14 protein-coding genes are annotated in these 13,516 nt (G+C 63.7%); 8 read left to right on the forward strand and 6 right to left on the reverse strand.

Going from position 1 to position 13,516, the window contains the following annotated elements; translation table 11 throughout:
* Position 1: 1 nt before the first annotated feature.
* Positions 2–727: a 2Fe-2S iron-sulfur cluster-binding protein gene (locus B0G82_RS30360; protein WP_121310023.1), complete on the reverse strand. Its 726-nt coding sequence runs from the start codon at positions 725–727 to the stop codon at positions 2–4.
* 208 nt (positions 728–935) lie between these two features.
* Here B0G82_RS30360 and B0G82_RS30365 point away from each other — a divergent pair, with 208 nt between their 5' ends.
* The 3 genes from B0G82_RS30365 to B0G82_RS30375 all read left to right on the forward strand — a co-directional run bounded on the left by B0G82_RS30365 (position 936) and on the right by B0G82_RS30375 (position 4,197).
* The gene (locus tag B0G82_RS30365) at positions 936–2,996 is read left to right on the forward strand and encodes a D-(-)-3-hydroxybutyrate oligomer hydrolase (protein WP_121310024.1); all 2,061 of its coding nucleotides are present in this window, start codon (positions 936–938) and stop codon (positions 2,994–2,996) included.
* A gap of 148 nt (positions 2,997–3,144) precedes the next feature.
* Positions 3,145–3,360, forward strand: coding sequence for a hypothetical protein (locus tag B0G82_RS30370; protein ID WP_121310025.1), 216 nt, complete (start codon positions 3,145–3,147; stop codon positions 3,358–3,360).
* A 24-nt stretch (positions 3,361–3,384) separates the two neighbouring features.
* Positions 3,385–4,197 carry an exodeoxyribonuclease III gene (locus tag B0G82_RS30375; RefSeq protein WP_121310026.1) on the forward strand — a complete coding sequence of 271 codons (813 nt, stop codon included), beginning with the start codon at positions 3,385–3,387 and terminating at the stop codon, positions 4,195–4,197.
* A gap of 96 nt (positions 4,198–4,293) precedes the next feature.
* Here B0G82_RS30375 and B0G82_RS30380 read toward each other — a convergent pair whose 3' ends face one another.
* The 4 genes from B0G82_RS30380 to motA form a co-directional block, all read right to left on the reverse strand.
* Positions 4,294–4,581 carry a CsbD family protein gene (locus B0G82_RS30380; protein WP_106282441.1) on the reverse strand — a complete coding sequence of 96 codons (288 nt, stop codon included), beginning with the start codon at positions 4,579–4,581 and terminating at the stop codon, positions 4,294–4,296.
* 168 nt (positions 4,582–4,749) lie between these two features.
* Positions 4,750–5,433: a Pr6Pr family membrane protein gene (locus B0G82_RS30385; RefSeq protein WP_116147848.1), complete on the reverse strand. Its 684-nt coding sequence runs from the start codon at positions 5,431–5,433 to the stop codon at positions 4,750–4,752.
* An 86-nt stretch (positions 5,434–5,519) separates the two neighbouring features.
* On the reverse strand, positions 5,520–6,509 hold the full coding sequence (gene motB, locus B0G82_RS30390; protein ID WP_116147850.1) for a flagellar motor protein MotB: 990 nt from the start codon (positions 6,507–6,509) through the stop codon (positions 5,520–5,522).
* 14 nt (positions 6,510–6,523) lie between these two features.
* Entirely contained in the window at positions 6,524–7,393 is an 870-nt protein-coding gene (gene motA / locus B0G82_RS30395) for a flagellar motor stator protein MotA (RefSeq protein WP_116147851.1), read from the reverse strand.
* Positions 7,394–7,891: 498 nt separating this feature from the next.
* Between motA and B0G82_RS30400 the strand changes: the two genes are divergently transcribed.
* Together B0G82_RS30400 and B0G82_RS30405 are read left to right on the forward strand one after the other, a co-directional pair.
* Positions 7,892–8,833, forward strand: coding sequence for a hypothetical protein (locus B0G82_RS30400; protein ID WP_241975030.1), 942 nt, complete (start codon positions 7,892–7,894; stop codon positions 8,831–8,833).
* 89 nt (positions 8,834–8,922) lie between these two features.
* Positions 8,923–10,335, forward strand: coding sequence for a DUF2252 domain-containing protein (locus B0G82_RS30405; protein WP_121310027.1), 1,413 nt, complete (start codon positions 8,923–8,925; stop codon positions 10,333–10,335).
* Between the two features lie 101 nt (positions 10,336–10,436).
* Here B0G82_RS30405 and B0G82_RS30410 read toward each other — a convergent pair whose 3' ends face one another.
* Complete coding sequence (locus B0G82_RS30410; RefSeq protein ID WP_121310028.1) at positions 10,437–11,294, reverse strand: polysaccharide deacetylase family protein; 858 nt, start codon at positions 11,292–11,294, stop codon at positions 10,437–10,439.
* Between the two features lie 218 nt (positions 11,295–11,512).
* Here B0G82_RS30410 and B0G82_RS30415 point away from each other — a divergent pair, with 218 nt between their 5' ends.
* The 3 genes from B0G82_RS30415 (at position 11,513) to B0G82_RS30425 (ending at position 13,488) form a co-directional block, all read left to right on the forward strand.
* Positions 11,513–12,277 (forward strand): SDR family oxidoreductase, encoded by a 765-nt coding sequence (locus B0G82_RS30415; RefSeq protein WP_121310029.1) that lies wholly within the window; start codon positions 11,513–11,515, stop codon positions 12,275–12,277.
* A gap of 77 nt (positions 12,278–12,354) precedes the next feature.
* Positions 12,355–12,567, forward strand: a complete 213-nt coding sequence (locus B0G82_RS30420; protein ID WP_116121997.1) for an oxidoreductase-like domain-containing protein — start codon at positions 12,355–12,357, stop codon at positions 12,565–12,567.
* A gap of 54 nt (positions 12,568–12,621) precedes the next feature.
* Positions 12,622–13,488 carry an NAD-dependent protein deacetylase gene (locus B0G82_RS30425; protein WP_116121996.1) on the forward strand — a complete coding sequence of 289 codons (867 nt, stop codon included), beginning with the start codon at positions 12,622–12,624 and terminating at the stop codon, positions 13,486–13,488.
* The last annotated feature ends 28 nt before the right edge of the window (positions 13,489–13,516 follow it).

Consider the following 13,516-nt stretch of genomic DNA (forward strand, 5'->3'; position numbering starts at 1 on the left):
CTCAGGCGTTAGGGGTGTTGGTGCCGTTGTTCTGGCCGCCACCTTCATGCACCGCGCGTACGGCGGCCACGATATTCGCGTAGGCACCGCAGCGGCAAATGTTGCCGCTCATGCGTTCGCGGATTTCGTCGTCGGAGAGTTGGGCGGGGCGGCTGCGGACATCGGCCGTGACGGTGCTGGCGGTGCCGTTGCGGAATTCGTTCAGAAGGGCGGTCGCGGAACACAACTGCCCGGGCGTACAGTAACCGCATTGAAAGGCATCGTGTTCAATGAAGGCGCGCTGCATCGGACTCAATGCGCCGTTGGCGGCAAGCCCTTCGACCGTCGTGATGGTCTCGCCTTCATGCATCACCGCGAGAGTCAAGCAGGAGTTGATACGGCGGCCATTGGCGAGCACCGTGCATGCACCGCACTGTCCGCGATCGCAGCCCTTCTTTGTGCCCATCAAACCCGCGTATTCCCTTAATGCATCGAGCAAGGTCACGCGCGGCTCGAGTTGCAGCGTGTATGCGCGCCCATTCACGGTCAGCGTGACCGGACGCGGTGGCACCGCTTGCTGAACCTGAGCCGGCGGCGCGGTCGGGGTTTGGGTCTGCGCGCGCAGATGCGGCGCCGCGCCCACCGTGGCGGCAGCGGCAGCAGATTGAAGAAAGCGGCGGCGTGAAGGTTGTGTTGGGATGGCGGCTTGGACGTCGCCCGGATCCTGACTTTCGTTATGCGAAGACATGACGTCTATTGACTCCATTGAAAGGTCAATGCAGGCTAGCGATGCGTCGGTATCCGAAGCGTCGCGATCCATTGGACAGTACGCGGCAATTTCGGTGCCGTTGCATTCACAACGGTATTAGCAAATATCGGAGACGAAAAACGTGAAGTCCAATCTCAGAGTCGAGCCCACGCAACGACCGGTCCCGGTTGTGCCAACCCTGGCGATCATGTTGGCGGTGGCAGTCGTGCTGACTGCATGCCACAGCGGCGGTAGCGAAAGTAGCCCGCCACCGCAAGCCAATACGCTGCCCAGCTTTATCACCACCGCATCGGTCAAGAGCCAATCCTACGACGGCAATACCGACGACCTGCTCACCGCGGGCCTCGGCAAAACCGGCCTCGGATCGACTGCCGCGCCGGCCATTGCCAACGCTGCGCAACCTACCGCCGCCGAACTCCGCCGCCTCGCCATCTGGTCGAACTATCGCGCGCTCGTCGACATGACGGCGAACGGCGGCTACGGACGCTTCTGGGGGCCGAATGTCGATCTGAACGGCAACGACACGCTCGGCGAAGGCAAGATCGCCGGCAAGGAATATCTCGCTTACGCCGACGACGGCAGCGGCACGCAGAACGTCACCATGCTGGTGCAGATTCCAGCGAGCTTTAATCCTGATCAGCCGTGCATAGTCACGGCGACGTCATCTGGTTCGCGCGGCGTGTACGGCGCGATTTCCGCCGCCGGCGAGTGGGGGCTCAAGCGAGGTTGCGCGGTGGCGTACACCGACAAAGGCAGTGGCAACGGTGCGCACGAACTGTCGTCCAATCGGGTCACATTGATCGACGGCACCTTGCAGGATGCCACCGCCGCGGGCAAGGCCAGCCTCTTCACGGCCAACCTGGGCAACACCGATCTCGCAACTTTCAACAGCCAGTTTCCGAATCGCTACGCGTTCAAGCATGCGCACTCGCAGCAGAATCCCGAGAAGGATTGGGGCAACGATACGTTGGAGGCGATCCAGTTCGCGTATTGGGCGCTCAACGATTCGTATGGTGCGCTCAACGGTTCGACCCGTACCGTGCGTTACGCGGGCGGTAGCATCACGACGATTGCGGCTTCGGTGAGCAATGGCGGCGGCGCGTCGCTCGCGGCGGCGGAACAGGACACGTCCGGTTGGATCACCGCGGTTGTCGTCGGCGAACCGCAGATCAATTTGCGCTTGCCCGCGCAGGTGTCGGTGGCTCAGGGCGGCGTGCCCGTCGGTGCATTCGGCAAGCCGCTCGCCGACTACATGACGCTCGCCAACCAGTTGCAACCGTGCGCGGCGCTCGCGCCCGCCGCGGCCGGCGCACCGTATCTGACGGCACTGCCGCTCGCCACGACCACGGCGATTCGCACCGCCCGCTGCGCATCGCTCGCTAGCGCCGGCGTGATCGCGGGTGGGGACGTGACGACCCAGGCGATCAACGCGCTGGCGCTGCTGCATCAAAACGGCTATCAGACCGACTCCGATCTGCTGCAAGCGCCGATGTGGGACTCGCAAGCGGTGCCGGCTGTTGCAGTGACTTACGCAAATGCGTACGCGAAAGCGAGTGTCACCGCCAACCTTTGCGATTTCAGCTTCGGCACGACGAGCGCGACGGGAACAGCCGGCGTGACACCGGCCGTGTCACCGATGCTGACGGTGTTCGGCAATGGCAACGGGGTGCCGCCGACCAACGGCATCAACCTCGTCTTCAACTCGGGCGGCGGAGCGGCGGACCACCGGCTGGCGACCCCCGACGGCAGTTACTCGGGCGCCTCCTGCCTGCGTACGCTGTGGACGAACGGCACGCTGGCCAACAGCGTCGAGGCCATTCGCGTGAACGCGAATCTGCATGGCAAGCCTGCCATCATCGTGCAGGGCCGCGCGGATGCGTTGGTGCCGATCAACCATGCGTCGCGGCCGTATCTCGGCCTGAATCAATTGAGCGAAGGCGGGGCGAGCAAGCTCTCGTTCTACGAAGTGACGAACGCCCAGCATTTCGATGCGTTCCTCGGCGTGGCGGGGTTCGACTCGCGCTTCGTGCCGCTGCATTACTACAATCTTCAGGCGCTCAATCTGATGTGGAGTCATCTGAAGAGCGGTACGCCGCTGCCGCCGTCGCAGGTGATTCACACGGTGCCCCGTGGCGGCACGGCCGGCGCCGCCCCCGCGCTGACCACGGCCAATCTGCCGGCGATCGCGGCGAGTCCGGGCATCAATGCGATCACCGTGACCAACGGCGCCGTGAACGTGCCGAACTGACTCGCGCCGACTGCACGCGCGGCCTCACAACGACGGCAATCACGCGCGCGAGGTCGGCGCGTGCGATTGCCGTCGTGCTGTGAAGACAACTGCCCGGGTATAAGCGATGCTACGGCAGATGCAGTGAAGCGCGTTCAAAGGAGAGCGAATGCAGTTCGACTACCGGCATTTTCATATCGATTGCCGCGCCCGCCATGACGACGGCCTCTACTACGCGAGAGCGAAGATCACTCGCGCGCCGCGCAAAAACGAGCACGTCCAGTCGCACGATTCCGGCGACATCGACGCCTTTTCGGACCAGGCGGATGCCATTTCATGCGCGAGGTCATGGGCGATCGAGTGGTGCGACGCAGCGGCGCAATAGCACGCATTGCAGGGAGGACATGCCGTGGCCAGGCTTCGAATCGCGACCTTCAACATCAACGGGATCCGCTCGCGCCTGCCGGCGCTTCTGCAGTGGCTCGAGCGCGAGGCGCCCGACATCGTCTGTTTTCAGGAACTCAAAGCGGTGGACAGCGCGTTTCCCGTGGAGCAACTGCGCGACGCGGGCTACGGCGCGATCTGGCAAGGGCAAAGCGCATGGAACGGCGTGGCGATTCTGTCGAAAGGCGAAGCGCCGCTGGAGAGCCGCCGTGGCCTGCCCGGTTTCGAGGACGACACGCACAGCCGCTATCTCGAAGCCGCAGTGGGCGGCGTGCTGGTGGCGTGCCTCTACCTACCGAACGGCAATCCGCAACCGGGCCCCAAGTTCGACTATAAGCTGGCGTGGTTCGACCATTTCATCAGGCACGCGGCGAAGCTGTACAAAAGCGCTCATCCGGTCGTGCTGGCTGGCGACTTCAACGTGGTGCCCACCGACGAAGACATCTACAACCCGCGCTCCTGGCTGAAGGACGCGCTGCTGCAACCTGAGAGCCGCGAGCGTTACCAGCGGCTGCTCGCGCAAGGCTGGACCGACGCGCTGCGAACGCGTTTCGGCGACGAGCGGGTCTACACCTTCTGGGACTATTTCCGCCGGCATTGGGACACGAACTCCGGCTTGCGCATCGACCATCTGCTGCTGAGCGCCGACCTCGCGCCGCGCATGCGCGATGCGGGCGTCGATCGCTGGGTGCGGGGCGAGCCGCACGCGAGCGATCATGCGCCTACGTGGGTGGAATTGGAGATGGGCGCGGGGCGTCGCAAAAAAGGCGACGCGTAAAACGGTGCAAAACCGGCGCTGTACAAACGGCGGTATACGAACGCGGAACGGGCGATCGCCTGAAGCAGATCGCCCCGTGGTCAACCCCGTCAAAAATCAACGGCGATAGTCGCGTCCCGCCGCACCGTGCGCCCACAGCGCGCCGGCCACAAAACCGGCGAGCGCCACCACCGCGATCGCGGTGAACGGGCTTTCCGCCGTGGTCTCACGCACGAGACTCGTCGTGCTCGCGGCCAGTTGCTGGGCTTTGCCGCTGAGCTCTTTCGCCTTGCCGGCCAGTTGCGTGCCGGTATCGCCCAGCACGTCGCCGACGGCGCCCTGTACCTTGCCCGCGACTTCCTTGACCGTGCCTTCCGCTGAATTGGCTGCCGAATTGGTGTCCATACGGTTTTGCTCCCATTGTCAAATTTACGTGTGAGCCATTGCGATCGCAACGCTGTCACACCAAGGTCTCACGTACGCCGCGCCGGAAAGCGCGACTTACGTTCACCAGACAGGGCGCAAGAAGCGCGCCCGAGCGAAAAAGGCAAACAGGCGGCGCCGGACGGGCGCTCAGTGGCGCCGCCGGGAATTGATCCCCACGAAGATGGCCATCAGCATCAGGAAGCCGCCGAACAGCAGCGCCGAATTCACCGCCGCGTGCGTGAACCCGAGCCTGTCGACATTGATGAACGGATAAGGGTAGAAATCGGACAAACGCCCGCGCCAGAATGTCACGCCGAGGTAGGTCAGCGGATACACCAGCCACCACAGACAATGCCGCAGCTTGAGATGAAAGCGCGGCACGAACAGCACCCAGTAAAGCGCGGAGAGCATGGGCAAGACGCTGTGGAGCGATTCGTTGAGCAGCATCCGCAATGCCGTGGGCGTCCAGTAACCGCGCAACAGCAGGTTGTAGGCGATCCCCACGAATGCCATGTACACCACCACGGCGGTGACGACGGTAGGCTGCCGGAAAAAGCGCGCGGGCGCCGATCTGTGCCTACGCAAGGCCACACAGGTAAAACAGATCGCGCAGGCGAGCGCCGTGAGATTGGTGAGGTAACTGCTCATGCGGGCGAGGCCGTCGAGCACGGTGAGCCCGCGGGCGAGCGTGCGATCGATCGTGACCTCGGCTTGCGCGACGATCGAAATCCACGCAATGAGGGCGATGATCGCGGCGAGTGTCACCGACGACACACTGGGCGTATGCAGCGGAAGTTCGGGCTCCCGTTGCTCGGAAAGGGCGGGGCGCATGGGTTCGATTTTATACACACAGGTGCTGATCAATGTGCGTTATCGAGCGCACCCGCCAAATCTATCGGACGCGCGGCCGGAAAATGCTACGGCGTGCTATGCGAACCGGTCACGGGCTGCAAGCGTGCGACCACTGCGGGGATGGCTGAACTTGCCGGCGTGGCTTCGTCGATCGCGGTGCGTCCGCCGTCGTGAAAGAAGGCGAGTTCCGCGGCCTTGTTCAACACCAGAATGCTGATGCGCCGGTTGGTCGGTTCGTCGGCGACATGGTTGTTCAGCGGCAATACGTCGGCCAGTCCGCGCACCTGCAGCAGCTTTTCGCCATGCATGCCGCCGGCGACCAGCGCGCGGCGCGCGGCGTTCGCGCGTTCCGACGACAGCTCCCAGTTCGAATAACCTTCCGGGCCCGCGGTGTATGGCACCGCATCGGTATGGCCGGCGATCGAAACGCGGTTGTCGACGTCGTTCAGCGCTGCGCCGATCTGCGTGAGGATCGTCACCGCATACGGCTGAAGCTTCGAACTGCCGGAAGGGAACATCGGCCGGTTCTGCGAATCGACGATCTCGATACGCAATCCTTCGTTCGTGATCGAGATGCGGATCTGATCTTTGAACGCCTTCAAAGTGGGGCTTTGCTCGATCAAGGCGGTGAGCTTCGCCTTCAGTTGCTCGAGACGCGCCGCATCGGACGGCGTCACCGACGGCGTGGCCGCGGAGGGCGGCGTCGGTTCGGCCTGGCTTTTCCTGCCGACTGCAGGCGTCGTATCGGAGATGTCGCGGCCGCCGCCTTGCACCACGCTCGGACGCGCGGCGGCTGTGCCTTCATTGCCACCGAGCAGGCTCGACAGCGGCGTGTTGAAATAATCCTCGATACCCTGCTTGTCAAACTTCGACGTGGAGCCGAGCAGCCACATCAGCAGGAAGAACGCCATCATCGCGGTGACAAAATCGGCGTAGGCGATCTTCCATGCGCCGCCGTGATTGCCGCCATGGTCGGCGGCTTTTTTCGAACGGCGCACGATCACCGGCGCCGGCGCCCGCTCCTCCTGCGAGGCGCGCGATCTTCTTTCGCTCATCATGCCGCTCCGCGTCAGGCCGACTTCGGCATCTTGGTGGCGCGCACGGCGTCGTCGAGTTCCTGGAAGCTCGGACGGTCGGCGGTGAACAGCACCTTGCGGCCGAACTCGACTGCGATCGGCGGCGCATAGCCGGAGAGCGACGCGAGCAGCACCGCCTTCACGCACTGGTACGGCTTGGCTTCGGCGCGGCCCTTTGCGTTGAGCAGATCGGCCATGGGGCCGATGAAGCCATATGCGAGCAGAATGCCGAGGAATGTGCCGACCAGCGCGCCGGCGATCATCTCGCCGAGCACGGCGGGCGGTGCGCCCACCGAACCCATGGTGTGAACGACGCCCATGACCGCGGCGACGATGCCGAAGGCGGGCAGGCCATCGGCCATCTTCTGAATCGCGTTGGCCGCGACCGATGCTTCCGCGTGATGCGTGGCCAGTTCCTCATCCATCAGGTCCTGCACTTCGAGCACGTTCACATTACCGCCGGACATCATGCGCAGATAATCGACAATGAAGTCGAGCAGATGATGATCTTCCAGCACGTGCGAATACTTCTGGAAAATCACGCTTTCTTCCGGCGCACCGACCTCGGCTTCGAGCGACATCATGCCCTCTTTGCGCGCCTTCTGAAGCAGTTCATAAAGCAGCGCGATCAGCTCCAGATATTTTTCCTTGGTGTAGCCGCCACCTTTGAAACATGACGGAATCGCCTTGATGGTTTTGCGCAGCGTGGAAGTCGGATTGCTCACGACAAACGCGCCGATTGCCGCACCAAAAATACACAGTAATTCGAAGGGCTGAAGCAGCGCCGGCAAGTGCCCGCCCACGCCGATAAAGCTACCGATCACAGAACCGATCACCAGAAGCCACCCGATTGCAACAAACATACTCTCTCCGATTATCTTGCGCGGCGCATGCTCGATCAGAGCAGGTCCTGTTTCGAGGACTTTTCTGGTGCGTCACAAAAGTTTTTGCATGTATGGGTAAACGGCTGAATTCGCCGTTGCTGAAGTGCTCGTCCGCGTGAAACGCCGAAAATTCACTAATCAGTTAGTTTTCGAAAAAGCGCCGGTAAATTTGTCCGCGTTTCGCGATCGTTGCCATTGCAACCTGTATTGGCCGATCCCGGTATAACCCGAGTCACTATGCCCCGCTGATGCAAAGAGGATACGTAACCTTTATACCGACCGGTCTGCTAGCATGACGTGCAATTTGCATCGCCGGCCACTCATGTGCGAGCCTTGCCGCGTAACCGTGCCCCGCCGATCACGAACACCGGCAGCGCCAGCGACTCAACCGGAGAGGAATCCCCTTTGCGAGCCTCGACATCTGCTGCTCAACGTTGGCTGGGTCACAAGGCCGCCGCCTGCCTCACGGGCGCCGGTCTGCTGTTCATTCCCGCGCTCAGTGACGCCCAGGAATTTTCGCTATTCGGCGGCGGATCGCGCGCGAGCAGTATCAACACCTATACGTGGGCCTTCAACTATCAGGAAGGCCTCGGGCAATATTTCGCCGCGAGCTTCACCTGGCTCAACGAAGGACATATTCCCAACCATCACCGCGACGGCCAGATGGTCCAGTTGTGGGCGCGCATTCCCGTGGGCAGTCCGCAATTCGTGCTGCAAGCCGGTGTCGGCCCCTATCGCTATTTCGATACGACCACCGCGGAGCAGGGCGGCAGCTATTCCAACACGCACGGCTGGGGTGTGGTGTACAGCGTCCGCGCCGCGTACTACGCGTCGAACCGGTGGATTACGCAGCTTCAGTTGAATCGCGTGCACGTTCAGCGCGGACCGGATTCGAGCGGCGTGATGTTCGGCGTCGGCTATCAGCTCGACGCGCCGGGCTCGCCTGGTCCGCGCGACTGGGCGAGCGGCAGCGCGCACAAGGTCACCAATAACGAAGTAGCGGTGTATCTCGGCAAAACCATCGTCAACTCGACCAGTTCGCCGACTGCGCTGGGCGGCGCAGTCGAGTACCGGCGCGGCCTCGCGAAGTATCTCGACGTGACAGTCGGCTATCTTCACGAAGGCAGCAGCAAGGTGGCGCGGCGCGATGGCCTGACGAGCCAGTTGTGGGCCACGCGCGCGTTTCTCGACGACAAGTTTTCGCTGGCGGTCGGCCTCGGCGCTTACTATGCGATCAACGAGAACGAAAACAGCGCGACCCCCGGGCCGGGCGCCGGCAAGTTCTCCGGCCTCGTCACGATTGCGGGCTCCTATCGGCTGACCGGGCACTGGAACGCGCGGCTCGAATGGAACCGCGTCGTGACCCGTTATGATCGCGATTCGGATGTGATTTTTGGCGGTCTGGGCTATCGTTGGTGAGGGCTCATGCGTCAGTCGCCGGATGTCGTCGTGCCAGCAGAAGCAGTCTCTCGAACCGCTAGTCAAGAACCGGAAAAACGGAGAACAGCATGAAAGCCAGCACCATCGCCGAACGGGAGGCCCGGGGCCGCGCCGCTCGCGAGCATTCGAAACGTTCGAGCCATAAGGCGGTAGGCGAACTGCGTCGCAACCCGATCGAGTTGCTCAGGCAAAGCAGCGAGGATCGCGTGCACAACCTCGTGCCGCTGCGCTATGGACGCATGGCCGCCTCGCCTTTCACGTTTTTTCGCGGCACCGCGCTTCTGCAGGCGCACGACCTTAGCCAGGTGCGTGACTCCGGTCTGACCATGCCAATCTGCGGCGACGGCCATCTGATGAATTTCGGCGGTTTCGCTACGCCGGAGCGGCAACTCATCTTCGATCTGAACGACTTCGACGAGGTATCGGTCGGACCGTTCGAGTGGGACCTCAAGCGTTTGACCGCGAGCCTCGTCGTCGCCGCGCGTCATATGCGTTTGAGTCGGGGCGCGGCGGAAAATCTCGTGATGACGGCGGTCACCGAATACCGCGATCGCATGTCGCAGTATGCGCAATGCGGCGCGCTCGAACTCTGGTACGACCGCATCACCTTCGACCGCATGGCGGAAACCGCGCTGACGCCGGAAGCCCGCCGCGCCGTGCGGCGCGGCATGGAAAAAGCCGCGAGCCGGACGCACGAAAATCTGCTCGAGAAAATGGCGGAGCGCGACGGCGAACGCTGGACGATTCGCGACGCGCCGCCGGCGCTGTTCCATGTGCTCGGTGCGAACACGCTGTTCACCGAGGAAGAAACCGAAGCGTACAGAACCGGGAACTCGCGCAAGATGCTCGAACGCATGTGGGCCGAGTACCTGAAGACGATGTCGCATGACCGGCGCGAACTGCTCAGTCATTTCACCGTGCAGGATATCGTGTTCAAGGTGGTGGGCGTGGGTAGCGTCGGCACGCGCTGCATGGTGGTGCTGTTGGCCGATCACATGGGTAAGCCGCTGTTCCTGCAAATGAAGGAGGCGCGGCCTTCGGTGATCGCGCGGTTCTACAAGTCGCCAGCCCACAAGCACGAGGGCGAGCGCGTCGTGCAGGGACAGCGCATGCTGCAGGCCGCGAGCGATATCTTTCTCGGTTGGGCGACGGGGCCGCTCGGGCGGCATTTCTATTTCCGGCAGCTACGCGATATGAAGCTCTCGGCGAACATCGAGCTGTTCGATATCGAACTGCTGGGAGGCTATGCGCGGCTATGCGGCTGGATCATGGCGCGCGCGCATGCCAAGGCGAGCGGGCAGGCGATTGAAGTCAGCGCGTATATCGGCCGTGGCGACCAGTTCGCGGAAGCGCTCACCGGCTATGCGGCCGCCTACGCGGACCAGGTGGAGCGCGATTACGACGTGTTCCTGAAAGCGTGCCGCAGCGGCCAGCTCGAGGCGCGCACCGACGAAGACATGGCGGCGGATTTTCGCATGTAGCGGCGATGATCGCGCTGCGCTGCGCGATGAACTGCGTGCAAGCCGCGTAACCTGCAACGCGCATGAGCCGAGTGGCCTGCGCCCATATGCGTTACCGCGCTTCAGTCGTTCACGCGCGCGTCGCGCAGCGTGACGAAACGCAGATGCCGTTGCCGCGCCGCGTCGATCACACGCGGCAGCACGGCGAGGATCAACGGCGTGCCTTCAGCGGTGAGGGCGGCGTTGCCGTCGTGCAGCAGCAGAATGTCGCGTGGCGCGAGGCCATCGAGCAGCCGTCGCGTAACCACCCGCGGATCGCGCTCACGGGTGTCGTAGCCGCGCCGCGTCCATGCCGCGAGTCGCAGATCGAGCTTGCGCAAGACCGGTTCGAGAAAGATGTTGCGCAAGCCGGCCGGCGCGCGGAAGAACATCGGCCGTTCGCCGCTCAAGGCTTCGAGCGTGCGTTGTGCCGCATCGATTTCGCGCGTGAGGGCGCCCGGCAACGTCACGGAAAACGTGTGGACGTGAACCTGCGAATGGTTTTCAAGCGCATGGCCACGGGCGACGATCTCGCGTGCGAGTTCCGGGTAACGCTGCGCCTTCGCGCCGATGCAGAAGAACGTGGCATGCACGCCGAAGGCGTCGAGCAGGTCCAGCACGTGCGGCGTGACGGCCGGATCGGGACCGTCGTCGATGGTCAGTGCGATCGCGTCGGCGTTGCGTGCATGGGCCGGCAGGCGGGTCCAGTTCGGACCGAGCAGCGAGGTGCGCGGCAACAGGCCCGCTACCGTGAAAATGGCATGATTCACAAAAATCGCGGCGAGCCACCAGGGCCATGCGGCGGGCGCGATCAGCCATCCCGCCAGCACGATGACATGCCATGCGGCGGTGGCGGTGAGCATCGCGGGATAACCGGTTTGCGGCCAGCGGCGTGACGGCACGTCGTGGACGCCATGCGGCGGCGTGGAGAGTTCTTTCATAAAGCGTGCTTCCTGTCTTCCTTCCTCCTTCCTGGGAAGGCGCTGAATCGCGCGCGCGGCGCGCAACGGCAAACGATACCATTGATGCGTATACCGACGCGCCCGTCGACAGGAACGGCAAATAATGAAAGCGCGCCGAAAGACGCCGTACCCCGCGACGGGCGGTTCGCGTGCAGACTGTCTGCACTCAGCATCCACTGACTACGAGGAGACGTGACGTGACGGATACGGGAATCAAGAAGGTCGCGCTGGTGACGGGCGCGGGCAGCGGGATCGGCCGCGCGTGTGCGCTCAAGCTGCTGGAGCACGGTTATAGCGTCGTGCTGGCCGGCCGCCGTCAGGCGCCGCTCGACGCCGTCGTTCGAGAAGCGCAGCAACTCGGCGGCGACGCGCTCGCGGTGGCGTGCGACGTCACTAGCGCCGATGGCGTCGCCGCGTTGTTCGAGACGATCCGCACGCGCCGCGGCCGGCTCGACGTGCTGTTCAACAACGCGGGCCGCAACGGCTCGCCCGTCGATATCGACGAACTCGAGATCGACGAGTGGCGCTCAATAGTCGATACCAACCTGACCGGCGTGTTCCTGTGCACGCGCGCGGCCTTCGGTCTGATGAAAACGCAGAATCCGCGCGGCGGACGCATCATCAATAACGGTTCCATCTCGGCGCATGCACCGCGGCCGAACAGCATCGCCTATACCGCGACCAAGCACGCTATCACCGGGCTCACGAAAGCGGTGTCGCTCGACGGCCGCAAATACGACATCGTGTGCGGTCAGATCGACATCGGCAACGCGGCGACGGAAATGGCCGAGCGCATGGCGCGCGGCGTGCCACAGGCGAACGGCGAGATCGCGGTCGAGCCGCTGATGGACGTTCAGCACGTCGCGGACGCGGTGCTGCACATGGCCGAACTGCCGCTCTCGACGAACGTGCAATTCATGACGATCATGGCGAGCAAGATGCCGTTCGTCGGCCGGGGCTGACGGCTTCGCACGAGCAGCAAGCGGCGCGGGATCAACTTATACTGTCCGCTTCCCGCCTTGATGGAACGCAACTTGCCGTGCCCCGAGCCACACCGAAGGACGACCCGCAGCCTGTGCCGCCCGTGCAGCCCGATCTCGACGACTGTTGTCATAGCGGCTGCAATCCATGTGTGTTCGATCTCTACGACGAAGCGCTGGAACGTTATCGAAGCGCGCTCATTGAGTGGCAAGCGCGGCAAGCCCAGCGCAAGCCCGAACCGCGAAGCGGCAAGCCGCGTTCGCACCGCTGAGCGGCACATGGGACGTTGCCTCGGGACCGCCACCGCACTTCACCACGCCCCGTCATGACCGACCTTCAGTCCGCACCTCTCGAACCCCTGAACGACTCGCACACGCTGGACGACCTGCATCGCTTCGTGCAGCGTTATCCGCGGCTGTTCGTGTTGACCGGCGCGGGCATCAGCACCGACTCCGGCATTCCCGGCTATCGCGACGACAACGGCGAATGGAAACGCTCGCCGCCCATCACGGTGCAGGAGTTTCTCGGCACGCTCGCCATGCGCCAGCGTTATTGGGCGCGCAGCATGGTCGGCTGGCCGGTGGTCGCACACGCGCAGCCCAACGCCGCGCATACCGCGCTGGCCCGGCTCGAAGCGGCCGGCCATGTGCCGACGCTGGTAACGCAGAATGTCGACGGCCTGCATCAGCGGGCGGGCAGCCGCGAGGTGATCGAACTGCATGGCGGCATAGACGGTGTGACGTGCCTGGACTGCGGCATGCAGCACTCGCGCGCGTCGATCCAGCAGACGCTTGAAGCGGACAATCCCGCGCTCGTCGACGTGACCGCCGAAACCGCCGCCGATGGCGACGCGCATCTCGAATGGCACGATCTCGGAGGGTTCCGCATTCCGTCCTGTTCGAATTGCGGCGGCTTGCTCAAGCCCGCCGTGGTGTTCTTTGGCGAAAGCGTGCCTAAGGAGCGCGTGGAGGCGGCCTCGCGCGCGCTCGACACGGCGGACGCCGTGCTGGTGGTCGGCTCGTCGCTGATGGTTTATTCCGGCTATCGCTTTTGCGTGTGGGCGCAAAAGCAAGGCAAGCCGGTCGTCGCCATCAACCTGGGACGCACGCGCGCCGATCCATTGTTGTCGTTGAAAATCACCGCGCCGTGCGCGCAGACGTTGACTGCACTGGCCGGCCGGCTGGCGCTATGATCGCGAACTCGCCGAACTCGTGCGTGTG

The sequence above is a fragment of the Paraburkholderia sp. BL17N1 genome (assembly GCF_003634175.1).
Taxonomy (GTDB): domain Bacteria; phylum Pseudomonadota; class Gammaproteobacteria; order Burkholderiales; family Burkholderiaceae; genus Paraburkholderia.

Bases quoted from the DNA above. Each gene is read 5' to 3' on its own strand.
- B0G82_RS30410 (WP_121310028.1), bottom strand. From the start codon at position 11,294: ATGAAAGAACTCTCCACGCCGCCGCATGGCGTCCACGACGTGCCGTCA.
- B0G82_RS30365 (WP_121310024.1), top strand. From the start codon at position 936: ATGTTGGCGGTGGCAGTCGTGCTGACTGCATGCCACAGCGGCGGTAGC.
- B0G82_RS30370 (WP_121310025.1), top strand. From the start codon at position 3,145: ATGCAGTTCGACTACCGGCATTTTCATATCGATTGCCGCGCCCGCCAT.
- motA (WP_116147851.1), bottom strand. From the start codon at position 7,393: ATGTTTGTTGCAATCGGGTGGCTTCTGGTGATCGGTTCTGTGATCGGT.
- B0G82_RS30360 (WP_121310023.1), bottom strand. From the start codon at position 727: ATGTCTTCGCATAACGAAAGTCAGGATCCGGGCGACGTCCAAGCCGCC.
- B0G82_RS30425 (WP_116121996.1), top strand. From the start codon at position 12,622: ATGACCGACCTTCAGTCCGCACCTCTCGAACCCCTGAACGACTCGCAC.
- B0G82_RS30385 (WP_116147848.1), bottom strand. From the start codon at position 5,433: ATGCGCCCCGCCCTTTCCGAGCAACGGGAGCCCGAACTTCCGCTGCAT.
- B0G82_RS30405 (WP_121310027.1), top strand. From the start codon at position 8,923: ATGAAAGCCAGCACCATCGCCGAACGGGAGGCCCGGGGCCGCGCCGCT.
- motB (WP_116147850.1), bottom strand. From the start codon at position 6,509: ATGAGCGAAAGAAGATCGCGCGCCTCGCAGGAGGAGCGGGCGCCGGCG.
- B0G82_RS30380 (WP_106282441.1), bottom strand. From the start codon at position 4,581: ATGGACACCAATTCGGCAGCCAATTCAGCGGAAGGCACGGTCAAGGAA.